The following is a 26,375-nucleotide window of genomic DNA, read 5'->3' as shown; positions in this document are numbered from 1 at the left end:
TCTTCATGTATCTTTGCAGAAATATGCTGTCATACAATGGAAGAACTCAAATTCAGGAATGCAAACTTGGAAGATTTATCTAAAATCGTTGAAATTTACAACTCAACAATTCCTTCAAGAATGGTAACTGCCGATACGGAAAATATTTCCGTAGAAAGTAGAATTCAATGGTTTCATGAACACAATTCTGAAACCAGACCGCTTTGGGTTATTGAAGATCAGCACAATAATGTTTTAGGTTGGGTAAGTTTTTCATCATTTTACGGAAGACCGGCTTATAACGGAACGGTAGAATTAAGCATTTACATGGATGAAAATTCCCGTGGAAAAGGATACGGTAAAAAAGTTCTGCAATATTGTATAGACAATGCAGGGAAATTTGGAGTAAAAACTTTGTTAGGATTTATCTTTTTACATAACGAACCGAGCTTGAAATTATTCAGATATTTTGGTTTTGAAGACTGGGGAGTTTTTCCTGATGTTGCAGTTTTAGATGGTGTGGAAAGGACTTTGGTGATTTTGGGTAAGAGAATAGGGTAGTCGTCGTTGTCATTGCGAGGAGCGTAGCGACGAAGCCATCTTAAAATTATTTACCATAAGTTATTTATTTTCAGGAGCTATTTCCCGCTTTCCGTTGCAATCTTTTTTTCAAAAAAGGATTTTCACTTCAATCGGGGCTAGGATTTTCGTGGGCGCTTCAACGGCAATCACGATTATAGACTTTGTCATTCCGTAGGAATTCGGACAATGATTTTCTACAATTATTTCTATAAAATAAATCGAGATTTCTGCATAATGGCAAAGTAATATAATTAAAAAGATTGCTTCGTCGCTTCGCTCCTCGCAATGACCTGATAGAAAATTTTATATAAAAAAAAAGCGATCCAAAAGATCGCTTTAATATTATAAATTCTGCTTAATTCTCTTTGCAGACATATTTAAAAATCGTTTGACGAGCATCACTGCAGAAACCGTCAATCCCAATCCTAAAGCGATCCACATTCCGAAAGCTCCCATTTTCATCGTTACACAAAGAAAATATCCTAAAGGAATTGTAATCACCCAATACGCAATGAAAGTATAAATAGAAGGAATTTTCACATCTTGTAAACCTCTCAACATACCCAAAGCTGTTACCTGGATTCCGTCTGATAATTGGAATAATGCAGCAATAATTATTAATTTTGAAGCCAATTGAAGAACTTCAACTTCTTTATTTTCAGCGAAAATTCCTGGTAGAACTTCTCTTCCGAGGATAAAAACTATTCCACAGAATAACATGAATAGAAAAGCTATTTTTAAATTATTAATTCCTATTTTTCTAAGTTCTATAAAATTTTGTTCACCAAGTTTTCTTCCAATCATTATTGTTGATGCAACACTGAAACCGATACATAAATTAAAAGTAAATGAAGCCATACTCAACGCAATTTGATGAGACGCAATTTGATGAGATGCGATCTGCTGTGCAACAGGATCACTCGTGAAAGTAATACCACAAATAAATGTAGCACCGGCAAAAGCTGTAACTTCAAAAAACATTTGCATTGCGGTAGGAAATCCTAAACGAATAATTTTCTCAAACATTTTTTTAGAAAAAATGCTAAATTTTAAAGTGAAATCTTTAATATAACGTTTTGTTTTAGCATCTTTTAATAAAACAATATAAAGAAAAACAAACATAAAAATACGAGCAATTAAACCTGCAAGAGCAGAACCTTTCACACCCATTTCAGGAAAAATCCAAAGTCCTTTAATGAAGACATAGTTTAAAACGATATTGATCACATTTGCAATAATCGTTGCTTTTGTCACTCCAATGGTGTAAGAAAGTCCTTCCGAAACTTCTCTCAACGTTTGAAAAGCCATAAACGGAACAATACTGATCGCCATAATTCCTAAAAAATCCACCGTATCTGGAATAATTTTCATTGGCTGACCAGATTTATATAGTAGAGGAAGTCCTAAAAGTAAGACACCCATTAAAATAATTCCCACTGTTATGTTGATAACAAATCCATGACTGAAAACAGAATTAATAGTTTTATGGTCATTTTTAGAATGCGCATTCGAAACTAATGGTGGAATAGCAAATGAAAATCCTAATGCTAAAACAAAAACGGCAAAAAATATGGCATTTCCTAAAGCTACTGAAGCTAGAGCATCCGGACCTAATAATTGTCCTACAATAATATTATCAAAAAGGTTTACAGAAGCTTGTCCTACCTGCGTCAACATGACGGGAAGAGCCAGAGTAAGGCATTCTTTCGTATAGTTTTTATTTAAAAAGTTCATAATAGTTTAAAATTCATATAGTTTTAGTACAAAAAAAATTGCAGTAACAAATGATACTGCAATTTTCATAATTTATTTAAAGTAATAATTACATTATTTCCTTACAAAACTTGCAACGTCTTCGGCAGAAACAGTGTTTCCTCCTAAAATGATCAGCCTTTCGACAACGTTTCTTAATTCTCTGATATTTCCTGTCCAAGAAAGTGCTTTTAAAGCATCAACCGCCTTATCATCGAATTTTTTTACTGCAGTACCGTGTTCATCGGCAATCATACCTGAAAAATGTTCTACCAGCAATTTAATATCTTCTTTTCTCTCATCCAATGGCGGAACGTAGATTTCGATCACAGAAAGTCTGTGGTAAAGATCTTCTCTGAATCTTCCGGCTTCGATTTCCTTCTGCATATTTTTGTTGGTTGCAGCAAGAACTCTTACATCAACCTTAATTTCTTTATCGCTTCCTACAGGAGAAACTTTGCTTTCCTGTAATGCTCTCAAAACCTTTGCCTGAGCAATTAAGCTCATATCTCCGATCTCATCTAAGAAAATTGTACCTCCGTTTGCCTGTTCAAATTTACCTTGTTTATCTTTAATCGCACCTGTAAAAGAACCTTTTACGTGTCCAAAAAGTTCAGATTCAATAAGTTCAGAAGGAATAGCGGCGCAGTTTACCTCAATCATAGGACCTCTTGCTCTGTCACTTTGATTGTGAATGGCATGAGCAACCAGTTCTTTTCCGGCTCCATTCGGACCTGTGATTAAAACTCTTGCATCGGAAACCGCTACCTTTACGATCATATCCTGAATCTTTTGCAAACCTGCTGATTCACCGATCATTTGGTACTTTTTGTTAACTTTTCTCTTTAACGTTTTATTTTCTGTCTGAAGATTTTTGTTTTCTTTTTTCAGGGTTTCCTTAGCCAAAGCATTTTTTACGCTGGTAATTAAGCGGTTAATATCAATTGGCTTGGAAATAAAATCGTATGCACCATCTCTTAAGCAAGATACTGCCGAATCTATATCCGCGTGTCCGGAAATCATAATGAAAGTGGATTCCGGCTTTAAAGCTAAACTTTGTTTTAAAAGTTCAGTTCCGGAAAGTTTAGGCATTTTAATGTCGGAAATCACAAGCGCGAAATCTTCTTTTTCTACCTGCTTGTAACCTTCAAGTCCGTCTTCGGCGATAACAAATTCATAGTCAGTTAGTTCGTCAGAAAGAATACTGTGAAGTACTCCTGAGATTGCTTTTTCGTCTTCTACAATAAGGATTTTTTGCATAGTTGCAAATTTAGATTTTTTGATTGAATTATTAGCAAAAACTGTACCTAAATCAACTATTTGGAATAATCTCATCTTCCCAAAATTGTTGCTCCTACCACAAGTTTGCTAAATATTTGATGGCGATAAGAAGGTCATCGTCACTCATTCCCGTTCTAATAATAAAAAAATAAACAGTTTACTAAAACTGTTTATTTTTTTATTTGATCATCAGAATTCTATAATTCATCTTCTAACACTATTTCCAAAAGGTCTTCAATTATGCGGTAAATCTCCTCCGGTTTGGATTGTAAATACTCCAGATCACCAAATTTTTCCAGTAAATTTTCATCGAGAGCATGATATTTCAGAATGTCATCAATATCGGCATATTGGTTTTCATGATGAATTTTGTCTGCAATATCTTCATAATTATTCTTACGGAAATCATCAATAGTATCAATATTGTGAAAAGCTGTATGGCGCAAAAAGACTGAAAAACGGGTTGCTAAAAGATATTCCATGTAAATTACAAAATCAGAGACTTTATCCGAATCATAATGAGCACTGTGATCATCTCCATGGTATAATAAACCCGAATTATCCTGATCATTCAGAACGATACACGTATCATTGTAAAAGTAATAAAAGTCAAGATAAGTAAAATGACCGCCTTGGTTTCTTATTTCCTGCCCGAAACGTGAATCTGTCGGATCGCCGTAAATATTCATTCCGCTGTAGGAAATTAAATTTTTTAATGGTAATAAAGACAAGAAACCTTCTGCCTGTAGCAGATCATCATAAGCTACCTTAAATTTTTCTGCTGCTGCAGATGTAAGTATTTCACTTTCGGTTAATGATGATTGCAAAATGTGGGAATCCCAGGAAATATGAAGTCCGTTACTGATCTTATAAAAGGCTTTCATGTATTCATCAAATTTAAATGAAGAGGGTACAGCCGTTCCATTGTCTTCTGCATTAGACTTTAGAAGTTCTAAAAGTTCAGTCTCCGTTTTTAGGATCTCTTCATCCGTAATACCTTCAAACTGCATACAGGTAAGATGATTGATTAATGAATGCTTGTTCAGCTCTTCAAGGGTTTTATTTAAACGCTGAAAATAGGATTCTGCCCATAATTCTGCTTTACTCATATTGTTGAATTTGATTTTTTAATGATTTTAGTTGAGATTAGATTTAAAATAAACTTATTTAGAGTTTTTTTAGCCATAAAAAATGAATGCTTTATTTTGCTGTCTTTTCAGGGAAAATTTTGCTTTTCCAACGTTTACCATCTCCTAATTTGTAAGTAACCGTACGCTCAAATCTCAAAGTATATTCAGGAAGAGCAAGTGAAGTATCTCCCCAAGAAGATTGAGGAACGGACGGCAAAAACCAGAAAAATTCGGTGAGCTCTTTCATGTAAGATTGGAATACATCCAAATAAACAGATCCTTTATTATTCATTCCTAAATAAAAGATAAATGCTTTCAGCTGTGGAGAATTTGGAATTTCAAAACTTGTCTTTTCAAACATTACATCTTTTACTCTAAGATTGGCAAATTTTACACTCAGCTTACTGAACCAGCCTTCCGGATTTTTCTCAGCTTCCTCAAGAATTCCTTTTTTTACCATCTCCGCTGCATCTGAATATATTTTTATTAAATCTGATTCTGTTTCAGCCGATTCTGCTTTATTTTTAAATTGATTAATATCCAAATGATTCAGAACCAGACTTCCAATGAAATCCACAACAAGCTGACATTCTTCTTCTTTAAAATATGATAATGAAATGAAATTCTTATCAAAGTGTTTTCCATTTAACAGATTAAATTCTTTGCGTATGAGACTCGCCTTTGCAAAAGATTCTAAGCCTGCATTTTCTCCTACACGCAATTTGATGAGATTCAGATAACGTTTTTCAATGTCAGCTTTTAAATCCGGATTGGCATTAACTATTTCAATGGCTTTGGCAATTTTAGCATCACTCCAAGATTCTAAAAATTCATATACTTTTTCGGTATCTGATGCATCAAGAGATAAATCTTCAATGGGTGCATATAATTGTGTTAATCCTGGAATTTCGGGAACTGTCTGTATATAAACGTTTGTTTCGGAAGCGAAAGTATATACCATTTCCAATTTTTTGTCTAATCCATGATTCAGACAGTCAAGATATTTTTCAACTTCTGCAAATTCAGAATCCCTGATTCCGCCATTTGCATCATAAATTTTCGTAAAAATGTCTAAGTTTAGTTTATCAGGATTTTTACCCGGAATAACCTTAATGAAACTTTCTTCCTTTCTGCCTGAACCCAGATCAATATCACTAAGAAGTGCAAGTTTCATCAGTTCAACAATTAATTTGGTGTCAACAGCTTTATTGGTAAACCCTTTTTCTTTAGACAATGTAAAAAAGTTCATTTTACCTGGTTCTAAATCTTCATCAGTTTCATAAACAGTCTTGAGAATATTAAGATCCGTTCCTTTTAGATTTTCTCTTTGATTCTTCCAATGAATAACTTCCGGAACATCATTATCTATCCTTCCATCAGTGATTTTATAAAATGATTGCCTGGTTCTATTGGTTTCGTAAGTATAATATTCTATCCCTGGTTCAAGTTGATCTTTTATAATTTCAAAAATGTTCTCTAGTTTTTCTTTTTGTTCGATCGTCATGGTTTAGTTGATTTTATCATTAAAGTGAACTGTTTCTTAGGATTTATCCCAAAAAATAGTTCTGTATTATTGCAAGTAAAGATTCATTAATATGCTATTTTGAATAGTGAAATTCTCTCACAGGGCTCTTGCTAAAATTCTATGCAGAATAATCTCTTCTGCCAAAAATTGCAGATCCTACTCGCACAGAGTTCGCTCCACATTCGATGGCGATAGGGAAATCGTCACTCATTCCCATAGATAATGTTTCAAGCTTTTTTAATTGATTTAATTCATCAAAAAGATTTTTCAGGACTAGAAATTCTTTCTTAACTTGATCTTTATCTTCAGTGAAAGTTGCCATTCCCATTAAACCTGTAATTTCGATATTCTGAAATTTTCCGCTTAGATATTGTTCAAACAAATCTTTTGCTTCATTTATTTCCAATCCGAATTTACTTTCTTCTTCCGCAATTTTTACCTGAAGCAAAACTTTAATTATACGGCTGTGTTTTGATGCTTCTTTATCAATTTCTTTGATTAATTTTTCAGAATCTACACTCTGAATAGTATCAACAAATTCAGCAATATATTTTACTTTATTTGTCTGTAAATGTCCGATTAAATGCCACTCGATATCTTTCGGAAGAAGAGTGTATTTCTCTATTACTTCCTGCACTTTATTTTCACCAAAAACTCTTTGTCCTAAATTGTAAACCTCCTGAATCGCAGAAACAGGATGTGTTTTTGAAACAGCAACCAATTGTACATTAGAAGGAAGCTGATTTTTTATGTCGTTGTAATTTTCCTGAATACTCATAATTACAAATTTCTGAATTTTAAAGGCAAAAAACTAATGAATGCTGATTTTTTTAAATGAGAGATTCGGATTTTGAGTTTAAAAACAGTGTGCCTGTCATTCTGACGAAGGAAGAATCTAAGCTATATTATTAGAGATTCTTCACTCCATTTCGTTTCGGTCAGAATGACAAACACAATGTATAAAATGTATTTTAGAATTAATTCAAAACTTCGTTAATTTTCGGATATTCAGAGATTTTCCTAAAAACAAAACGATTGGTTTTCTGTAGTTTTTCAATAAATAAATCCAATTCATTTACAGAATCTGTATCTGTTAAATATTGATCGTGAGTAAGAAAAACAAGATGTCTTGAAGTTTTTTCAAGGTCATTAAAAAAGATACTGTCAACTTTTTTAAGCATGGCTTGATGATTTCCCTTCAGTTCCATTTTATTGGTTGGTTTCCATTCAAGATCCCAACCTATTACTTTATAACCTGCTTTTTTTAGGCTGTTTGCGGCTTCGGTTGAACTTTTAAGATCGGTTACTGTGATATTATTGAGCCTCCAGATATTTCTTCCCGGAGTTCTTGCAATTTTATCGTACAATTTCAAGCTGTCTTTCGCAGCATCGAAATCCTGAACAACACCGATCGGATTTTTGTAAAAATCTGTGTATTTGTTATGAGCATGAGTAAAACTGTGATTGGCAAGTTCTACCAATTGATCTTTTCTTAAAAGTTCAAGATCTTCCTGTTGTTTTTTGCTTCCATAGGCGTGTTTTCCGACCAAAAAAGCAGTTGCACAGATGTTTCTTTTGTGTAATATTTTCAGAAGATTTTCAGTACCGCGATTGGGACCGTCATCGAAAGTCAGATAGATTACTCTTTTATCTGCAGGAACATTTTCATCATCAATTTTTGGGACAATTTTTGCGACGGGATGGTCTTTGGGAATCAGTTTTTCAGATTCTTTTTTGTCTTTTTTTTGATTACAGCTGTTGAATAAGATCGAAGTTGCACTCACCAATGCAAACATCCCAAGAAAAGTCTTGTTTCTAGACTTTTCCGCAAAAGTTTTTGTCATAAAATTTAATGGAATTTAGTTGTTAAAAATTGTTAATTTTTCCAAATTATTCTTAACAAAAATTACGCCAAATTTTATTGAAATTTTACTTTTTAAGCTTATTTTAATAAAATATTTTTATCCCAAAATTTCCTTTAAATATAAAGCGTTTTTAATAGCTGAAGTTCCCCAAGTGTTATTAAAAAAGATAAATGTTTTATGTTGTGATTTTTTAATTTTTTCAGCTAAAATATTAAGAAATTCCTCACTGTATTCCGATTTGTATAAAATAGGTTTCCCATGAAGTCTGTAATATAAAATTTCAGGATGATTGATAATTACATCTTCAGAAAGGTTTCCGGGAAAACTTACGCCGGAAAAAACAATATTATTTTCCTTTAAAAGATTAAAAATCTCATTTCTCCACCAAGATTCATGACGGAATTCTATAACATTTAAATAATTAAAGTCAATATTATTAAGAATTAAATCAATATTTTCCTGCAATTTTTTAAAAGAAGGCGGAAACTGATACAGAAAACCAGAGAGTTTTTCTTTTAAATTAGACTCAATATGATTGCAGAATTCTGAAATTTCTTCTTTGCAGTTTTCCAATCGTTTTTCGTGAGAAATTGTTTTTGGAATTTTAATGAAAAATCTAAAATCAGCGGGAGTTTCATCAAACCATTTTAGTAATGTTTTTGCTGTCGGTTTTCTATAAAAAGTTGAATTGATCTCTACAGCATTAAATTCTTTAGAATATAATGTAAGAAAATCTTTACTTTTCGCATCTTCAGGATACAATGATCCTTTCCAATCGTTATTGTAAAACCCTGAACAGCCAATATAAAGACTTTCTTTTTTCATTATTTTTTATTTAAATCCACAGAATTCAATCGCAATGAATTTAAAATCACAGATAAGGAACTGAAGCTCATCGCTGCAGCTGCAATCATCGGTGATAAAAGAATTCCGAAAAATGGATACAATAATCCTGCCGCAATCGGAACGCCTAAAACGTTGTATATAAAAGCAAAAAACAGATTTTCCTTAATATTTTTCAATAGTTTTTCGCTTAATAATTTTGCTTTGGCAACTCCCAGAAGATCTCCTTTTAATAAGGTGATTTCTGCGCTTTCGATTGCAACGTCGGTTCCGGTTCCCATTGCAATTCCGATATTGGCTTGCGCAAGGGCAGGAGAGTCGTTGATCCCATCGCCGGTCATAGCTACGATTTTTCCTTGTTGTTGTAGTTTTTTGACTTCATTTAATTTATCTTCAGGATGACAATTTGCTTTGTAGTGCTTGATTCCCAATTCATGTGCAACAGCTTTTGCAGTATGTTCGTTATCTCCGGTCATCATGATGATGTCAATACCTTCACCTAGAAGCTGTTGAACTGCTTTTTTGGAACTTTCCTTAATTTTATCAGTAAAACTGATGAATCCCAATACTTCATTTTCTTGAGCAACATAAGAAATCGTGTGTGCTTTTGACTGAATTTCAATTGCTTTCTGCTGTAGATTGTCAGGAATTGAAATTTGATTTGAGGTCAATAAACTTTCATTTCCAAGATAAACTGTTTTTCCATTAATATTTCCTTTCACACCTTTCCCTGAAATATTTTCAAATTGATCTGCTTTTTCTGAAGAAATATTTTCATCTTTTGCTTTTTTAATGACCGCATTTGATAACGGATGTTCTGAATTTTGATTTAAAGAATAAGCTAGTTTTAGAATCAAATGTTGGTCATTATTAATAGTTTCAATGTGTTCTATAGATGGTTTTCCTTCCGTTAAAGTTCCTGTTTTGTCGGTAATTACAACGTTTACTTTATTCATTTGTTCAAGGGATTCGGCATTTTTAATTAAGATACCGTTTTTGGCACCTTTTCCAATTCCGACCATCAAAGACATCGGTGTTGCCAAACCTAAAGCACATGGACAAGCTACAATGAGAACCGCAACCGCATTCACAAAAGCGAATAAGGTTTTTTGACCTTCCGGACCAAAAAATTGCCATAAAATAGATGTTAAAACAGCAATCAAAATGACTGTCGGAACAAATACTTTTGCCACCTTATCCGTTAACTTCTGAATTGGAGCTTTGCTGCGACTGGCTTCGTTGACCATTTTGATGATTTGGGAAAGTAAAGTTTCATCACCTACTTTTTCAGCTTTCATGATGAAAACCTGATTGCCATTGATAGTTCCTGAAGAAACTTTATCATCAATATTTTTTTCAACGGGAATCGGCTCACCTGTGATCATACTTTCGTCAACGATAGAATTTCCTTCTGTAATTTTTCCGTCAACAGGGATTTTTTCGCCTGGTTTTACTTTCAAGAGATCTCCGATTTTAACTTGAGAAAGTAATACCTTTTTTTCTTCTCCATTAATGATAAGATTGGCTTCATCTGGCGAAAGATTCATTAATTCCCGAATGGCATTTCCTGTTTTTTTATGAGCGGCAGCTTCCATTAATTGTCCTAAAATAACCAATGTTAAAATCACACAAACGGCTTCAAAATAAGAAGGAACTTCATGATTGTGACCACGGATTTCATGAGGAATAATATCTGGGAAAATTAAAGAAACAATACTGAAAATAAATGCAGCAGAAACTCCTAAAACGATTAAACTGAACATGTTTAAATTCCATGTTTTGAAAGAAATGAAACCTCTTTTCATCAAAAACCATCCTGAATAAAAAAGAACGGGAAGCGTTAAAATCAATTCAAAAATCCCCTGAATTTGATGAGAAAAAGGAAAATTAATAAACATTCCGCCCATCGAAAGAACGAAAACAGGAATTGTAAATGCTAAAGAAATAATGAATTTTCTTTTTAAAATAGTATACGTTTCATCTTCCTCCTCATTTTTATCGGGCATCCTTACTAAATCCATTCCGCAGATCGGGCAATTTCCCGGCTCGTTCTGAATAATTTCAGGATGCATCGGACAAGTATATTGTGCTGCTTTTTTCTCGGGATATTTCACTAGATCCATTCCGCAAACAGGACAACCGACATTGCTGTCATAAACTTTATCGCCTTCACAATACATTGGGCAATAATATTTTCCTGCCATTTCATCGGTAACTTTCGGTGTTTCGTGATGATGATTGTGATCGTGTGAATGATAGGTAGAATTTTTAACTAAATCTTCAGTAATTTCCTCCAAATGCATATTGCAAACAGGGCAATCACTTTTTTCGGAATAAATTTTATCGCCTTCACAGAACATTGGGCAATAGTATTTTCCGATATTGTCTTTGAAAGTTTCAAGTACGTTTGTTGAGGAATAAGTAGGTTTAAAATTCGGATCTTTTGCGTGCTTTTCCTCGATCGGAACCAAATACATATTGCAGGTTGGGCATCTTTTTCCTTGTTGAAAATAGACTTTATCGCCTTCGCATTCCATTGGACAATAATATACTGACGATGGAGAAACTCTGTCTTGAGGCTTAATGAAGGCTTTTTCAGAATTATTTGGATCTTCCAGTTTATAATTTCCGATTTCTTCTAAAGCTTTATTTAAAATATTTAATTCTATATTTTCCTCAGAGGTGATGGTTGCTGTGCTGTTTTCAAGATTAATATCAGCCTTTATTCCGTCGATATTATTCAGTTTCTCAGTGATTTTTTTCTGACAGCCTGAACAAGTCATTCCGAGGATTTTATATTGTTTGTCCATGATCCTTTAATTTATGATACAAATTTCCAAAATGCAAATGGAAACATGTTATAAATTTCAGGGGAATGTTTATAGAATTCTGTCAGGTTTTGGTAGAAAAGTCTAGAGATTTAAGTTTCTTGGAGAATACATTTATTTTTTATCTTAGATTTTACACGTGCTTTATCATTAATTTAAAATATAAGCATTTGTAAGATTTGAAATTCAAAATATTCTTACTCGATTAAACCTTATCAAGGGGCTTTCTGTTGTGAATTTTCAATTTCTTGAATTCAGTGGGAGTGAAACCAGTGCTGTTTCTGAATTGCGATGAAAGATGCTGAACACTTTTGTAGCCCAATTTTCCGGCAATTTCCGTTAAGGTGAATTCATTATATAAAAGCAGTTCTTTTACTTTTTCAATTTTTTGAAGAATGAAAAATTGTTCCAGAGTAATATTTTCGTTTTGAGAAAAAGTTTTTGAAAGCGTGCTGTAATCTTTATTTAAGTTTGAACTTAGAAATTCTGATAAAAGAAAATTTTCATCAATATCAAGGTCGCTGATTTTTACAATAATTAGGTTTTTGATTTTCTCGATCAATTGATGTGCAGAATCTTTTATTCGTTCAAAACCAGTCTTTTGCAATAATTCTTCTAAAAATTGTAGGTCTTTTTCTGAAACTTCTGATTCTGTTTCAACTTCTCCGAGATCAATGTTTTTAATCTTAATATTCAGATCATTAAAAATATTTTCAACTGCAGAAATACACCTGCCGCAGACCATATTTTTTACAAAGATTTTCATAATTGATTATTTAATCTGTCTTTTACAAACTCTACTTTTGTTTTTCCGTGAGGAGCTGGATTTCCATCCTGGTCAAGATTTACCATTACAATTCTGTCAACAGTAATGATTGTTTGGTGGGTCATTTTATTTCGAACATCACATTTTAAAGTAAGAGAAGTGGAGCCGAAAGCCGAAACTTCAATGCCGATTTCTATAATGTCGCCCTGTTTTGCAGAACTTACGAAATTGATTTCTGATATAAATTTTGTAACTACTTTTTTATTTTCTAGCTGAATTACTGCATACAAAGCTGCTTCTTCATCGATCCACTGCAATAATCTTCCTCCAAAAAGTGATTGATTGGGATTTAAATCTTCAGGTTTTACCCATTTTCTAGTGTGATAGTTCATATTTGAAATTTTGTAGTGCAAATTTAACGTTAAAAACTGGCTTTATCAAAAGAATTGGATTCAGTTATCTGAAGAGAATTATTTATATTCTCGATTATTTTTCTTTTAAAGTGATGGATTTATTTATACCATTAATATTAATAGAGAATTGTAATTTAAAAAATGTTTTAGTTCATATAAAGTTAAAGATAATCCGATTAACAATGCATAATTCGTATTTCTGTAATGTAAAATTGTAAATATTTATTGAAACGGCTATTTTTAGTAAATATTCATAAATATTTCATGATGAATTAATACTTTTTAACGAAATAATATTTTAATTGAAAATTTTATCAAAATATTTTCAAAAAAAGCTTTGATATGAAATTAATAATCGTATCTTGCACCTGTCTTATATCTGGAATCAATATTTGTTCATTCTTTATGTTGTTTTTCTTTTATAAACCAAATCATCGTTAACTTATTTTAATTTTATTTAATCAAGATGAACATTTTTGTTTCAAACATCAACTACGCAACTAAAGATTATGAGTTGCAAGATCTATTTTCAGAATTTGGAGAAGTTTCTTCTGTAAAAATCATTACAGATAAAGAAACTGGTCGTTCTAGAGGTTTCGGATTTGTCGAAATGGAGGACGCTGAAGGACAGCAGGCTATTGAAGCTCTTAATCAAAAAGAATTCAACGGAAAAGAACTTAACGTTTCAGAAGCTAAACCAAGAGAGGAGAAGCCAAGAAGAACTTTCGGTGGTAACAACGGCGGCGGCAACAGAGGCGGCGGCGGTGGTTACGGCGGAGGTAACAGAAGCGGTGGCGGTGGCTACGGTGGAGGTAACAGAAGCGGTGGCGGTGGTTACAGCGGCGGTGGAGATCGCGGTGGTAACGGCGGCGGAAAACGTTGGTAAAAAATATAAGCGGCTTTTGAGCCGCTTTTTTTATGTAAATTAATTCACAGCATATCATTTACTTAATATTTATAAAGAAGATTTATTATCTTTTGGCATAATTTTAGAAAATTTAAAACCAATTAAAAAATAATTAAAATGAAAAAATATTTATTGGTATTGCTGATGTCTTTTAGTGGATTGTTTTTCGCACAGAATATCTACAATGGGCAAAATATAGAAGTTAATAAAAAATATTGGTCAGCTAATAATCAATTTTATCTGATTTTTCAGAATGACGGTAATCTGGTTATGTATGCTAGAACCGAAAACCAGCTTTGGAATTCTAGAACTTCGGGAAGAGGAGTTAAAGCTTCTTTTCAGGATGATGGAAATTTGGTAGTTTATGGTCAAAGAAATAATGTTGTATTTAGTACAAATACCAGTGGAAGACGTGCAGATAAATTGGCTATTCAAGATGATGGTAATCTTGTTATTTATACACGAACAAACTCTATATGGTCTTCTAATGCAGATAATGCTAATAATGGAAATGATTCTGGATCTGGAAATTCTTCTGTCAATTTAGGCTATACATTTCGTAGAGGTATTAAATTATATTCTTCTAACCGTGCTTACTATTTATCACTTCAAGATGATGGAAATCTTGTTTTAGCAAAAAATAACGGTGATCCGATTTGGAGTTCATTTACAGATAATAGAGGTAGTAAAGCTCAGTTCCAGAAAGATGGTAATTTTGTAGTATATGATTCTTATAACAGAGCTATTTGGGCAACAAATACAGCAAACAGAGGCGCAACAAAGTTAACAGTTCAAAATGATGGAAATCTGGTAATTTATCAAAATAATTCTCCAGTTTGGAGTTCAGAAACTCAGAGATAATATTATGATTACTGAAAAAATAAAAGCATTACAAAAAGTAGTGCTTTTATTTTTCCTGATCTTTTTTCTTCTTCTTTTTCTTGTCTTTATCCTTCTTTTTATCTTTTTTAGGATTTAAGACTTCGTTGGCATATTCGAATTCTTCTTTTACTTTAAATGGTTTTATCTCAATATTCAGATTAAGATCTTTCATATCTTCCTGAGAAATTAATTTTTCATGAATTAAAAAACTCAAAATTTCTTTTCCTGAATTATGAAAAAAATTGTGTGAAAGTTCTTTTAATAAAAATTTTCTGTATTCTTCAAAAGGGACAAGAACATTATATCTAAAGATTCTGCCTTCTTTTTCTGTAGATAGATATCCTTTTTCAACTAATATTTTTAAATAAGTAGAAACGGTGTTTTGGTGAGGCTTCGGCTCGGGATGTTGTTCCATAATGTCCTTTAAATAAAAGGATTCCAGCTTCCAAAAAAGTCTCATTAAGTTTTCTTCCGCAGATGTGAGATGATTTATTTTCATATTAACTCTTAATGTTGAAATTGAATATTGCAATAAAGATAAAGAAAAGATACCATAAAAGCAATTGCAGCTCCCATGAACACTTCTTTTGGAGTATGTCTTTTCAAAATTATTCTTGTGATCCCCACCAAAATTGCAATTCCCAGCCAAACGAATCCCATCATTGGATTTAAAGCAAAAAATAAAGCTGCAACAAATATATTGAAAGCTGTATGCATGGAACTTTTAATGAAAAAATTACTTATCTGTAAAGCAAAAAGTAATATTAAAATGAACAACATGACAAAATCAATATATCCGTTCTTAAAATAATTATAAGCAATATAAGCAATAACACAGGCTGCTATAAAAATATATAACGTCTTTCTCTGCACACGATTGGATACATCCATATTTGTATATCTTCCGGTTTTCACATTCCAGACCAACCAGATAATTACCGGAGCAATAATCAATAACAGTATAGGAAGGAAATAAGAAAGTGAATCCTTTAAAGTATACTTCAAAACACTCATATAAACGAAAAATATAAACAGAGAAAGTAAAGGATTGAAAAAATCTGATATAATTTTTGAGATTTTATGTATAAATAAAGGCTGTTTTTCTTCCATAATCATGTTTGATAATGTAAATATAATACTATAACTAAAAAAACAATAGGTATGTATACAATAAAAACAAAGTTTTTTTTATAATTTTGCTCAACTATTTCATAATAAATAAGCAAGAGCTCAACACATGAAAGAATTTTCTAAAGAGGTATACCTGAAGTGGTATGAAGATATGACAATGTGGAGAAGGTTTGAAGACAAATGCCGTTCTCTTTATCTAAAACAAAAAATCAGAGGTTTTTTACATTTGTATAACGGTCAGGAAGCTATTCCTGCTGGTTTTACGCATGCAATGGATTTAACTAAAGATAGTATGATCACTGCTTACAGATGTCACATCCATCCAATGGCGATGGGAGTAGATCCAAAAAGAATCATGGCAGAACTTTGTGGTAAAGCTACAGGTACTTCAGGAGGTATGGGTGGATCTATGCACATTTTCAGCAAAGAACATAGATTTTACGGAGGTCACGGTATTGTAGGAGGTCAGATTCCTTTAGGAGCCGGGATTGCTTTCGCTGATCAGTATTATGACAGAAAAGCGGTAAATATCTGCTTTTTCGGAGATGGAGCGGCTAGACAGGGATCATTACATGAAACGTTTAACATGGCAATGAACTGGAAATTACCGGTGATTTTTGTTGTTGAGAACAATCAATATGCAATGGGAACTTCTGTTAAAAGAACAGCTAACCACGAAGATATCTATAAATTAGGTTTAGGATACGAAATGCCTTGTCTTGCAGTAGATGCAATGGATCCTGAAAAAGTGGCTGAAGCTGCTTATGAAGCTATTGAAAGAGCAAGAAGAGGGGACGGACCAACTTTCATTGAGGCAAGAACATACCGTTTCAGAGGTCACTCTATGTCTGATGCTGAACCTTACAGATCTAAGGAAGAAGTAGCTATCCACAAAAATGATGATCCGATCGAATTAATCAAAGCTAGAATTTTGGCTAATAATTGGGCTACTGAAGAGGAATTGGAAGCTACAGATAACAAATCAAGAGATTTTGTTGAAGAATGTATCGAATTTATGGAAAACTCTCCGTATCCGGATCCAGAGAAAATCTATGAGTACGTATATGCTCAGGAAAACTATCCGTTCTTAGATAAATTAGAAAACTAAAAAATTAATAATTAATTTGATATTTGTATTTGAGTTTCCCTAATCTCAAATCTCGAATTTCAAATCTCAAATCAATATAAATTATGGCAGAAGTAATTACAATGCCACGTCTTTCCGATACAATGACGGAAGGTAAAGTGGCAAAATGGCATAAAAAAGTAGGCGATAAAGTAAAAGAAGGAGATATTTTAGCTGAAATTGAAACTGACAAAGCTGTTCAGGATTTCGAATCTGAAGTAGAAGGAACGCTTTTATACGTAGGTGTAGAAGAAGGAGGTGCAGCTGCTGTAGATTCTGTTTTGGCAATTATCGGTAATGAAGGAGAAGATATTTCAGGATTAACAGGTGGGGCTTCTGCTCCCACTGCAACTGAAGATAAAAAAGAAGAGCCTAAAGCAGAAACTAATACTGCTGCTCCAGAACAGACTTCTACGGAAGTTCCTGCAGGAGTAGAAGTAATTACAATGCCAAGACTTTCTGATACAATGACAGAAGGTAAGGTAGCTAAATGGCACAAAAATGTTGGAGATACAGTAAAAGAAGGAGATCTTCTTGCTGAGATCGAAACAGATAAAGCGGTTCAGGATTTTGAATCTGAATTTAACGGAGTATTGTTGAAGCAGGGTGTTGAAGAAGGTGGTGCTGCTCCTGTTGATTCAGTTTTGGCAATTATCGGACCTGAAGGAACAGATATTTCTACAGTTGGTGCTCCGAAAGCGGCGGCTTCATCATCAGAAAAACCTGCGGAACAAAAAACTGAAGCTAAAGCAGAAGAAAAAGCTGCTCCGGCTGCAAATACTTCATCTTCAGACAGAGTTGCAATTTCTCCATTGGCGAAGAAAATGGCTCAGGATAAAGGTGTTGATATCAGTTCTGTACAAGGTTCTGGTGAAAACGGAAGAATCGTTAAAAAAGATATTGAAAATTATCAGCCATCTGAGAAATCGGTGGCTTCAACTCCAAGTGCAAGTCCTGCAGCAGCTCAGGTTGCATTAAGCTTTGTACAAGGTGAAGATACAGAAACTCCGAATTCACAGGTAAGAAATATTATTGCAAAACGTCTTTCTGAAAGTAAATTCTCAGCTCCTCACTATTATCTGATGGTGGAAATCAACATGGATAAAGCAATTGAGGCTAGAAAAGAGATCAATTCTTTACCGGATACAAAAATTTCTTTCAATGATATGATTATTAAGGCGACTGCGATTGCTTTAAGAAAACATCCGCAAGTTAATTCAAGCTGGGCGGGAGATAAGATTATTCACAGAGGAAATATCAATGTTGGAGTAGCGGTTGCGATTCCTGACGGATTGGTAGTTCCTGTTCTTAAGAATACAGATCAGATGAGTTATACTCAGATTTCTGCTGCTGTAAAAGATATGGCTGGAAGAGCGAAGTCTAAAGGTCTTAAAGCTAACGAAATGGAAGGTTCTACATTCTCTATCTCAAACTTAGGGATGTTCGGAATTGAAACGTTTACAAGTATCATCAACCAACCAAACTCTGCAATCCTTTCAGTAGGAGCAATTATTGAGAAGCCGATTGTTAAAAACGGTCAGATCGTAGTTGGAAATATCATGAAGCTTTCGTTAGCTTGTGATCACAGAGTTGTAGATGGTGCTACTGGTGCTCAATTCTTACAAACTTTAAAAACATATTTAGAAAGTCCTTTAACTTTGTTACTGTAATTTTCTAAGTTTTGAAAATATTAAAACGCTTCTCATTATGAGGAGCGTTTTTTTTTCATCTCTATGGAAATTTTTTAGGTATTTTATTGATAACAGTCGCAAGTTCCTAGCCCAGATAGGAACGGTTACCCCACAGCAAGAGCGGCAAAAGCTTTGGAGCGAGGAGTAAAAGTGGATAGCTGGAAATAGCTCCTAAAAAATAATTTGTAAGCAATATTTAAAAATCTATTAACTGTAAAAATTGACCAATAGAGAAAAATGACTCTTCACAATTCATTTTAAAACTATTCAATATTTCAAATCAATTCACTATTTTTGAGGTATGATTAAAGCAACGAATATCCATAAGTTTTATGGGAATTTAGAAGTATTAAAAGGTGTTGATATTCATATCAAAACGGGAGAGGTGGTTTCAATTGTCGGAGAGTCCGGAGCAGGAAAATCTACGCTTTTACAGATCTTGGGAACTTTGGATCAGCCTACAACTTCCAACAAATTTGATACCGAAATCGAAATTGCAGGAGAATCTTTTATCAATATGAATGATAAACAGCTTTCTAAATTCAGAAACCAGAATATTGGTTTTGTATTTCAGTTTCATCAGCTATTGCCGGAATTTACGGCTGTGGAAAACGTTTTATTGCCAACGAAAATTGCAGGAGCGAATGAAAAAGAAGCTATTGAAAAGGCTTATGCTTTATTTGAAGACTTAAAAATCGAGCAAAGACTGCATCATAAACCCAACCAATTATCGGGAGGAGAAGCGCAAAGAGTAGCGGTGGCAAGAGCTTTAATCAACTCTCCGAAAATCATTTTTGCAGACGAACCGACAGGAAATTTAGATTCAAAAAATGCAGACGATCTTCACAGATTATTTTTTGATCTAAGGGATAAATACAACCAGACTTTTGTAATCGTTACACACAATCCGAATCTTGCAGAGATTACCGACCGAAAATTAGTCATGAAAGACGGAATGATTATCGAATAAATTCCCTGCAAATGATGAAACACTTTATTTTTTTATTCTTTTTTTTAATTTCCTGTTCAAAAGTTGAATCTCAGGCAACAAACGCTGTTGATTATTTACCAAAGTCGAAAGTTCAAGAAATCAAAAATTATTTAAAGGGAAAGAACTATAACCAGGATTTGGCTGTTTTTATCAATTTTAAAGTTCATTCTGGAAAGTATAGGTATTTCGTTTATGATTTGAAGAATGATAAAATATTACAAAAAGCCATTGTTGCACATGGAGACGGTTCTGTGGTTAAAAATTCAGAAACTTTGCAGTTTAGTAATGTTGATGGTTCCCATCAGTCATCTTTAGGAAAATATGAAATTCGGGAAAGTTATTCCGGGAAGTTCGGAAAAGCTTATCGTTTAGATGGTTTGGATGGAACAAACAGTAATGCGAGATCCAGAGCTATCGTGCTTCATTCGTATTATTGTATTCCGGATAACGAATCTGCATATCCTGCCTGTTTAAGTTTTGGTTGTCCGATGCTTTCGAAAAATGCATTTAATGCAACTGCAAAATATATCGATCAGTCAAAACAACCGATCATTTTATACGCTTTTTATTAAAATATTATTTAAAATCTAATTCCTGCTGCCTAAATATGTCTATTAAATTTCTTGCTGAAGATGACAGACCGAGAGAAAAGTTTTTATCAAAAGGTAAAAATTCGCTTTCTGATTCTGAATTGCTTGCAATTATCATGGGAAGCGGAAATAGGGATGAAACAGCGATAGAATTGGCAAGAAAAATTTTGGCTTCGGTGAATAATAACTGGAATCAATTAAGCTTACTTTCCATTAAAGATTTAATGAAATTCAAAGGAGTGGGAGAAGTAAAAGCGATATCTATTGCGACGGCTTTGGAAATTGGAAGAAGAAGATCTAGTCAGGAAGTTCCGGAAAAACCTGTTATTTCTAATAGTAACGGAGCATATCAAATATTCAAAAATCATTTATCGGACCTGAGAACGGAAGAATTTTGGGCAATTTTCCTGAATCAGAGTAACAAGGTTATTCATCTTGCCCAACTAACACAAGGCGGAATTAATCAATCTATTGTTGATGTAAGAATTTTATTTAAAACTGCTTTGGATCATTATTCAACAGGAATTATCATCGCACACAATCATCCATCTGGAAATTTAAAACCGAGTAGGGAAGATATCGATATTACTCAAAAGATAAAAGAAGCGGGGAAAATGTTGAGTATTCATCTTTTGGATCATTTGATCATTACACAGAATTCATATTTTAGTTTATCAGACGAGGGATTATTATGATTAGAAGATTGAAATATAATGAAATTGATTTCGAAAAATATAGAGAATGTTTAGAAAATTCTGAACAAAGAAAATATTCTGCAACTAGGGATTTTTTGGATATTACTTCAGGAAAACAATGGGAATTGTTGATTTATAATAATTATGAAGCGGTAATGCCTGTTCCATTTGTAAAGAAATTTGGATATAAGCTTGTCATTAATCCTAAACTTTGTCAGCAATTGGGTGTTTTTTCCAATAAAGATAGTCTTACAATAAATGATTTGTTTCTAACCTTTTTTGAGAATAATTATAATATTTGGTATTATGCCTTTAATGCAAAGAATAATTTTTCAAAACAGTTAAATCAAAGACAGAATTTTCTTATTTACCCCAATGATTATGAAAATGTAAGACAAAAATATTCACCCAAACGTAAAAGAAAATTACGGCTTGATGAAGAAGTTTTGCAGAATTCTGAAGTTAAAGACGTCACGATATCAAAAGCTTTGGAATTCATTTCGGAAAATCTGATTGGTGCGAAAAATGAAAAAGATAAAAACAAATTTTTAGATCTATTTGCAGATTTTGAAAATGCTAAACATTTAAAATTGACAGCATTTTTCTATCATAATTCCATCATAAATCTTATTGCTGTTTATACCGACGATAAAACATTAGCGCTTTTGGGAACTTTTAATGACAGAGAAAATATTAAATTATCAGGTTCTTCTGTAATTATAGATTACTTAATTTCTGAAAATATTCAAAATAAGATCTTTGATTTTGAAGGAAGTGATGTTCCCGCTATAGAAGAATTTTTCAGAGGATTTCGACCGGAATTAGAAATCTATCCGGCAATTTTAAATTCTAAAAAAGAGATTTTAAAGAGAGCTTTAAAATTCAAATAAAAAAAGAATCGCTTCATAATTTACGAAGCGGTTCTTTTATCTAAATAGTTCTATTTTATTGTTTTATAAACTTTTTATAGTAGTGGGATTTAGAACTACTATCAGTAATGTCAATAAAATAAATTCCTTTTAATAAGTTTGAAATATCTATTGGTGTACTGCTTGTAATAGACATATTTTTCTCGAATACCAATCTGTTGCTCATGTCAAATATCTTAACAGTGCTATTTTTCAGATCTTTATTCGATTTGATGAATAGATTGTCTTTAGCTGGAATTGGATAAAGACTAATATCATCATTGTTAATCTCTGTGATTTTTGAAGAATTATCTTTTGCTGCCTTTTTAGCAGAATCTGCAGATTTATTTGGATCAGGATTAAAATTGTAACAAGTATTGGTATCTTCTACATAAAAATAGTGACTTTTTCCTGCGCCCGGCTCCAAAACTGTATTTACATCTAATGTTATGCTTTTTTTAGCTTTAAATTTAACATTTGCATTTTGTGTGAAGCTTTCATTTTGAATTCTTATAGATTCGGGAGAATTTACCAGTTCAAAATCCCATTTATCAAAGCTTCTGTCTTTTATTAAAACTTCTCCTCCGTTTACAGGATTCATCTGCCAAGCCATTTTTGTAGCTTCTCCGGCATCAATTCTTCCCGCACCAAGTTTTCCTAAATAAGGTTGGTTTTCAAGAATATTATCTAAACGAGCTGAAGTAAGCTTCAAAATTGTTTCAACTTCTTCAGTATTTAAACAACTATTTGCGGTTAACATTAAGCTTGCAACCCCTGAAACCTGTGGAGCCGCGATAGATGTTCCGTAAATAAAAGTATATTTTGTTCCCTGATTATTGTAATTTGGATCAAATAGAGAAACAACATCATATCCAGGAGCTCTTAAATCTACCATATCGTTAGTCTGATGTCTGTCATTATTTACACCAGGAGCAATTCCAACTCGGTCTTCCCAATTGAAAGGTAATCCTGCGCCACTTCCACAGCAGGCAACATTCCCAACTTTAGCAAAACCTACAGATGAAACACTTATAACGTGATTATAACTTGCAGGATAAACATAGTTATCTGGTCCGCCACAAGTTCCGCCATTTCCGGCAGCAACAATGATAACTGTACCGTTTTGATGAACTTCATCTACAGCGAGCTGGTCTATTGCACTATAGCTACATGAATTATACCAGCTTGCATTCACCACTCTTGCTCCGTTTTGTGACAAAACAAGCAAAGTATTCATCATAGCTCCATCATACATATATTTAAATAATACTTTTGAATTGAAGCCAATACCTGCCATTCCGATATTGTTATCTGTGGCAGCAGCAGCGATTCCTGCAACAGAAGTTCCATGCCAGTCACTTACATTCGTAAGCATTGTTACTTTGCCTTGTAAATCTTCATGTGCAGTATTAATACCGCTATCAGAAATTCCAATATTAAAATTAGAATTACCTTTACTATAGTCCCATGCAGTTCTTAAATTTATCAGATCGAAGTTTCTATGATGATAAACAGGGTCTATCAAATCATAATCGTTCGGCGTATAAAGAAGTGTTTCTCCTTTGTAAGTTTCTTCTGTATATGGAAAATATTGTTTATACTTATTTAAATCATTAATTAAATCTGGACTCTTTGTTTCCAATAAATAAATTGTTTTTAAATAAGCTGTTTTTGATGTAGGAAAAGCTTTTTCTAATTTTATGATTTCATATTTAGAAAGCATATCTTTTACTTGTTTATCATTATGTGATATAACAGTTTTGCCATCAATAGTTGTTAATTTTGGAGCATTATTTTCGTCCGGAATTTCAACGTAGTAGAGTTTATTCTGTCCAAATGAAAATGATCCTGCCAATAATAATAGTGGAAGTATCTTATTTTTCATCTTTTTTAACAGTATTTTTAAGTTCTTGAATCTCTTTTTGTTGCTGAATTACATATAGTGTAAGTTCTTCAACTTTCTTTAGTAAAAGAATATTCATTTCTTTTAACTCAATACCTTCCTTTATTGCCTGATCAGTAGAAGGGACTTCTGGTAAATGTTTATTTTCTTTAATGAACTTTTCCAACTCCGTTAATGGCATTAGTTTATATTCTTTTTCAAAAACATAATCTGCCCAACCATTTGCAGCAGCTACATCTACTTTTACTTTTTCAGTTCTAATACCTCCTCTTACGAATAATTTGTAATCATTACAGTCACTGCATGAAGCAAGTGCCATATTATTCCAATTTACTCCAATTAAAACTTTTCCGCTTGCTCTCACTGAAAACTTAGGTGTAGACCAATCTGTTGGGGAAGAAGGAGATGAAAGAGTTAAAATTCCAACCTCATTACCTTGATAATGATTATGAGAAAGCCACATAATATCACCGTCTTTTACTATGTTTTGAGCATCACTAAAAAAATGAAAACCATCTCCTGTGGATTCTGATACAAATTCAGTACTTCCACGAAGATTGATTGCTAAATTTGAATTTGGAGCTGCGCCAATACCTATTTGACCAGTAGAATTAATTCTCACTCTTTCTTTACTACTTGTTTTTAATACTAAATCTTGGTTGTCTGAAGTTCCAAGGTAATCTGTAGTAGGATTTGTTCCAGAATTTCCGTTTAAATTCCAAGTTTGAGCAATAGAAATACCATTAATTGCAAGAGCAACTAAAATAATCGTTTTTTTCATGATTAATAGTTTAAAATATTTTTATTTTGTTATAGTTTTGTAAAGCTATAGAATTTAAATCACAAAACAATGATAAAATGTTAATTAAAAACAAAACAATTGTTAAGCTTCTGTTATCATTTTACTTATGCTTAATGTCATATTTTTTATACACACATCAATATTACAACGCTGATATAGAAGCTTACATGGGATTAGTGTATAAAGCTAATTTTCCGGATATGGGAATTGAAGAAATTCATAAAAAGGTATATGATGAACTAAAAGAAAAAGATCCCGATATTGGAAAAATAAGCACAGAAAGAAAAGAAGAAGCAATTGGTGATAACAGTTATTATAAGAATTTATCCGAAAATCCTAAGATGTATGAGGAAGAGCTTCAGTTATTTACCGTAAAGCCATTGTACAATTTTATCAACTCTGTTTTTTTTAAGCTTGGGTTTAAAGCTTCCACATCTACTTTTTTAATAACGATTATTTCTTATGTTTTAATTGTTGTCTTGATTTTCAGCTTTTTATTAAAAGTGCTCAAAAACAATTATTTAGCTTTTGCCTTAACAATTTTAATATCACTTTTCAAGCCTCTTTTAGATGCTTCCCGACATGCAACTCCCGACGGTTTATCGACTTTACTTTTATTGCTTAGTTTTTATTACGCAGTAATGAAAAGAAATTTATTTTTTGCAGCCATTTTTGGGATTTTATGTATCCTTACAAGACCGGAATACTTTATTTTTTATAGTTTTTTATCAATATTGCTATATGTTTTCAGAACAGATTTTAAATTTAAAACAAAAGAAATCGTTTTTTCATTTATATATTTTGCGCTGACTTTCGGGATTATACAATATTTCAATCAGATTCCTTGGTCTGTTTTGTTTATGAATCAGTTTACTAAAGTTCAGCTTTATCCTATTTCGAATCCGGATTCTTTTAATTTTCATGAATATCTGGCTTGCGTAAAAGGTAAATTGATGTTTGAGTTTAATACATCTTATTTTCCGTTATTATTAATTTTTATTATTATCATTTTAGATTATAAGTTGATAATGAAAAGAAATAAAAAAAGCTTAATTTTTTTAAGTCTTTATATTGCTGTTTATCTGAGTGTTTCACTTCGTTTTATCATGTTTCCAAGTCTTGTAAACAGAATGATGGTCGGCTTTTATTTAATTATAATTTTATCATTAATAGCCTATCAGAATTCTAAAAAACAAATATTAGCCGAGACTGTATAAAAATTATAAAATTATCAGTAATTTTGCTCTCTCAAATTATGACAAATTTTTCAGAATATTTACCCTATGCTTTTGCATTGATCATTGCGATTCCATTTCTGGTTTTGCTGAGACAATTTGTATTTACTTATATTAAACTTAAAGAGCAGGAAATCAAACTTCTTTCCATGAAATCCAATTCTGAAAACAAGACACAGTCTTATGAAAGAATGACCCTTTTTATGGACAGGATAAAACCTTCAAATCTGATTCAAAGGTTTGATAAAGGTCTTGCCGCTCATGAGTTTATATTTCTTACGGAAAAGTCGATCAATGAAGAATTTGATTATAATTCTTCGCAACAGCTTTATATCACGAAAAATTCTTGGAAAAATATTGTTGATTCTAAAAATGCTGTCATAGATCTGCTTCACAAAACCTACGAAGGATTGAATGGTACTGCGACTCTTGATGAGTTTAAAACCATTTTTCTGATGAATTATATTGAAAGTGAAGATTATATTTCAATGACAATTGAAGACTTAAGAAAAGAAATTTTAATAATAGCTTAACTAAAAAATAAAAATTT

General features: G+C 32.6%; 25 protein-coding genes. 11 read left to right on the top strand and 14 right to left on the bottom strand.

Translation table 11 applies throughout. The features are described from left to right. Window positions 1–36 precede the first annotated feature (36 nt). A complete protein-coding gene (locus ABD940_RS06260) occupies window positions 37–540 on the top strand; it encodes a GNAT family N-acetyltransferase (RefSeq protein ID WP_345201138.1) in 504 nt (167 codons plus the stop codon). A gap of 363 nt (window positions 541–903) precedes the next feature. Here ABD940_RS06260 and ABD940_RS06255 read toward each other — a convergent pair whose 3' ends face one another. The 10 genes from ABD940_RS06255 to ABD940_RS06210 all read right to left on the bottom strand — a co-directional run bounded on the left by ABD940_RS06255 (window position 904) and on the right by ABD940_RS06210 (window position 12,943). Then, on the bottom strand, window positions 904–2,295 hold the full coding sequence (locus ABD940_RS06255; RefSeq protein WP_345201136.1) for an MATE family efflux transporter: 1,392 nt from the start codon (window positions 2,293–2,295) through the stop codon (window positions 904–906). A gap of 93 nt (window positions 2,296–2,388) precedes the next feature. Further along, window positions 2,389–3,573: a sigma-54-dependent transcriptional regulator gene (locus ABD940_RS06250; RefSeq protein WP_345201134.1), complete on the bottom strand. Its 1,185-nt coding sequence runs from the start codon at window positions 3,571–3,573 to the stop codon at window positions 2,389–2,391. Window positions 3,574–3,791: 218 nt separating this feature from the next. Further along, window positions 3,792–4,703: a hypothetical protein gene (locus ABD940_RS06245; protein WP_345201132.1), complete on the bottom strand. Its 912-nt coding sequence runs from the start codon at window positions 4,701–4,703 to the stop codon at window positions 3,792–3,794. 91 nt (window positions 4,704–4,794) lie between these two features. Then, window positions 4,795–6,228, bottom strand: coding sequence for a hypothetical protein (locus ABD940_RS06240; protein WP_345201130.1), 1,434 nt, complete (start codon window positions 6,226–6,228; stop codon window positions 4,795–4,797). 139 nt (window positions 6,229–6,367) lie between these two features. Further along, entirely contained in the window at window positions 6,368–7,027 is a 660-nt protein-coding gene (locus ABD940_RS06235; RefSeq protein WP_345201127.1) for a YggS family pyridoxal phosphate-dependent enzyme, read from the bottom strand. 199 nt (window positions 7,028–7,226) lie between these two features. Further along, window positions 7,227–8,093 (bottom strand): polysaccharide deacetylase family protein, encoded by an 867-nt coding sequence (locus ABD940_RS06230; protein WP_345201125.1) that lies wholly within the window; start codon window positions 8,091–8,093, stop codon window positions 7,227–7,229. A 117-nt stretch (window positions 8,094–8,210) separates the two neighbouring features. After that, entirely contained in the window at window positions 8,211–8,939 is a 729-nt protein-coding gene (locus ABD940_RS06225; RefSeq protein ID WP_345201123.1) for a DUF72 domain-containing protein, read from the bottom strand. After that, window positions 8,939–11,767 carry a heavy metal translocating P-type ATPase gene (locus tag ABD940_RS06220; RefSeq protein ID WP_345201121.1) on the bottom strand — a complete coding sequence of 943 codons (2,829 nt, stop codon included), beginning with the start codon at window positions 11,765–11,767 and terminating at the stop codon, window positions 8,939–8,941. Before ABD940_RS06220 ends, ABD940_RS06225 begins: the two co-directional genes overlap by 1 nt. Before the next feature lie 223 nt (window positions 11,768–11,990). Next, entirely contained in the window at window positions 11,991–12,551 is a 561-nt protein-coding gene (locus ABD940_RS06215; RefSeq protein WP_345201119.1) for a helix-turn-helix domain-containing protein, read from the bottom strand. After that, entirely contained in the window at window positions 12,548–12,943 is a 396-nt protein-coding gene (locus tag ABD940_RS06210) for an acyl-CoA thioesterase (RefSeq protein WP_345201117.1), read from the bottom strand. Before ABD940_RS06210 ends, ABD940_RS06215 begins: the two co-directional genes overlap by 4 nt. A 487-nt stretch (window positions 12,944–13,430) precedes the next feature. Between ABD940_RS06210 and ABD940_RS06205 the strand changes: the two genes are divergently transcribed. After that, window positions 13,431–13,850 (top strand): RNA-binding regulator, encoded by a 420-nt coding sequence (locus ABD940_RS06205; RefSeq protein ID WP_345201115.1) that lies wholly within the window; start codon window positions 13,431–13,433, stop codon window positions 13,848–13,850. 138 nt (window positions 13,851–13,988) lie between these two features. Continuing rightward, a complete protein-coding gene (locus ABD940_RS06200; RefSeq protein WP_345201113.1) occupies window positions 13,989–14,732 on the top strand; it encodes a hypothetical protein in 744 nt (247 codons plus the stop codon). Window positions 14,733–14,778: 46 nt separating this feature from the next. Here ABD940_RS06200 and ABD940_RS06195 read toward each other — a convergent pair whose 3' ends face one another. Together ABD940_RS06195 and ABD940_RS06190 are read right to left on the bottom strand one after the other, a co-directional pair. Next, entirely contained in the window at window positions 14,779–15,252 is a 474-nt protein-coding gene (locus tag ABD940_RS06195; protein ID WP_345201111.1) for a BlaI/MecI/CopY family transcriptional regulator, read from the bottom strand. Window positions 15,253–15,260: 8 nt separating this feature from the next. Further along, window positions 15,261–15,863 carry a phosphatase PAP2 family protein gene (locus ABD940_RS06190; RefSeq protein ID WP_345201109.1) on the bottom strand — a complete coding sequence of 201 codons (603 nt, stop codon included), beginning with the start codon at window positions 15,861–15,863 and terminating at the stop codon, window positions 15,261–15,263. Window positions 15,864–15,990: 127 nt separating this feature from the next. Between ABD940_RS06190 and pdhA the strand changes: the two genes are divergently transcribed. From pdhA to ABD940_RS06160, 6 genes are all read left to right on the top strand, one after another. Further along, window positions 15,991–16,992 (top strand): pyruvate dehydrogenase (acetyl-transferring) E1 component subunit alpha, encoded by a 1,002-nt coding sequence (gene pdhA / locus ABD940_RS06185; protein ID WP_345201107.1) that lies wholly within the window; start codon window positions 15,991–15,993, stop codon window positions 16,990–16,992. A gap of 83 nt (window positions 16,993–17,075) precedes the next feature. Then, complete coding sequence (locus ABD940_RS06180) at window positions 17,076–18,680, top strand: 2-oxo acid dehydrogenase subunit E2 (protein WP_345201105.1); 1,605 nt, start codon at window positions 17,076–17,078, stop codon at window positions 18,678–18,680. 322 nt (window positions 18,681–19,002) lie between these two features. Beyond that, complete coding sequence (locus ABD940_RS06175; protein WP_345201103.1) at window positions 19,003–19,671, top strand: ABC transporter ATP-binding protein; 669 nt, start codon at window positions 19,003–19,005, stop codon at window positions 19,669–19,671. 11 nt (window positions 19,672–19,682) lie between these two features. Continuing rightward, the gene (locus ABD940_RS06170; RefSeq protein ID WP_345201101.1) at window positions 19,683–20,264 is read left to right on the top strand and encodes a murein L,D-transpeptidase catalytic domain-containing protein; all 582 of its coding nucleotides are present in this window, start codon (window positions 19,683–19,685) and stop codon (window positions 20,262–20,264) included. Window positions 20,265–20,299: 35 nt separating this feature from the next. Next, window positions 20,300–20,977 carry a RadC family protein gene (gene radC, locus ABD940_RS06165; RefSeq protein ID WP_345201098.1) on the top strand — a complete coding sequence of 226 codons (678 nt, stop codon included), beginning with the start codon at window positions 20,300–20,302 and terminating at the stop codon, window positions 20,975–20,977. Then, on the top strand, window positions 20,974–21,867 hold the full coding sequence (locus ABD940_RS06160) for a hypothetical protein (protein WP_345201096.1): 894 nt from the start codon (window positions 20,974–20,976) through the stop codon (window positions 21,865–21,867). The genes radC and ABD940_RS06160 overlap by 4 nt, the downstream gene beginning before the upstream one ends. A gap of 55 nt (window positions 21,868–21,922) precedes the next feature. Here ABD940_RS06160 and ABD940_RS06155 read toward each other — a convergent pair whose 3' ends face one another. Then, window positions 21,923–23,770, bottom strand: coding sequence for a S8 family peptidase (locus ABD940_RS06155; protein ID WP_345201093.1), 1,848 nt, complete (start codon window positions 23,768–23,770; stop codon window positions 21,923–21,925). Continuing rightward, entirely contained in the window at window positions 23,760–24,569 is an 810-nt protein-coding gene (locus ABD940_RS06150; protein ID WP_345201090.1) for a hypothetical protein, read from the bottom strand. The genes ABD940_RS06155 and ABD940_RS06150 overlap by 11 nt, the downstream gene beginning before the upstream one ends. A 134-nt stretch (window positions 24,570–24,703) precedes the next feature. Here ABD940_RS06150 and ABD940_RS06145 point away from each other — a divergent pair, with 134 nt between their 5' ends. Both ABD940_RS06145 and ABD940_RS06140 read left to right on the top strand, forming a co-directional pair. Continuing rightward, window positions 24,704–25,807 (top strand): hypothetical protein, encoded by a 1,104-nt coding sequence (locus tag ABD940_RS06145; protein ID WP_345201088.1) that lies wholly within the window; start codon window positions 24,704–24,706, stop codon window positions 25,805–25,807. A gap of 38 nt (window positions 25,808–25,845) precedes the next feature. Next, window positions 25,846–26,358 carry a DUF7935 family protein gene (locus ABD940_RS06140; RefSeq protein WP_345201085.1) on the top strand — a complete coding sequence of 171 codons (513 nt, stop codon included), beginning with the start codon at window positions 25,846–25,848 and terminating at the stop codon, window positions 26,356–26,358. The last annotated feature ends 17 nt before the right edge of the window (window positions 26,359–26,375 follow it).

Origin of the sequence: Chryseobacterium ginsengisoli, assembly GCF_039542325.1 — a bacterium.
GTDB lineage: Bacteria > Bacteroidota > Bacteroidia > Flavobacteriales > Weeksellaceae > Chryseobacterium > Chryseobacterium ginsengisoli.
This window is presented reverse-complemented; position numbering and strand designations above follow the sequence as displayed.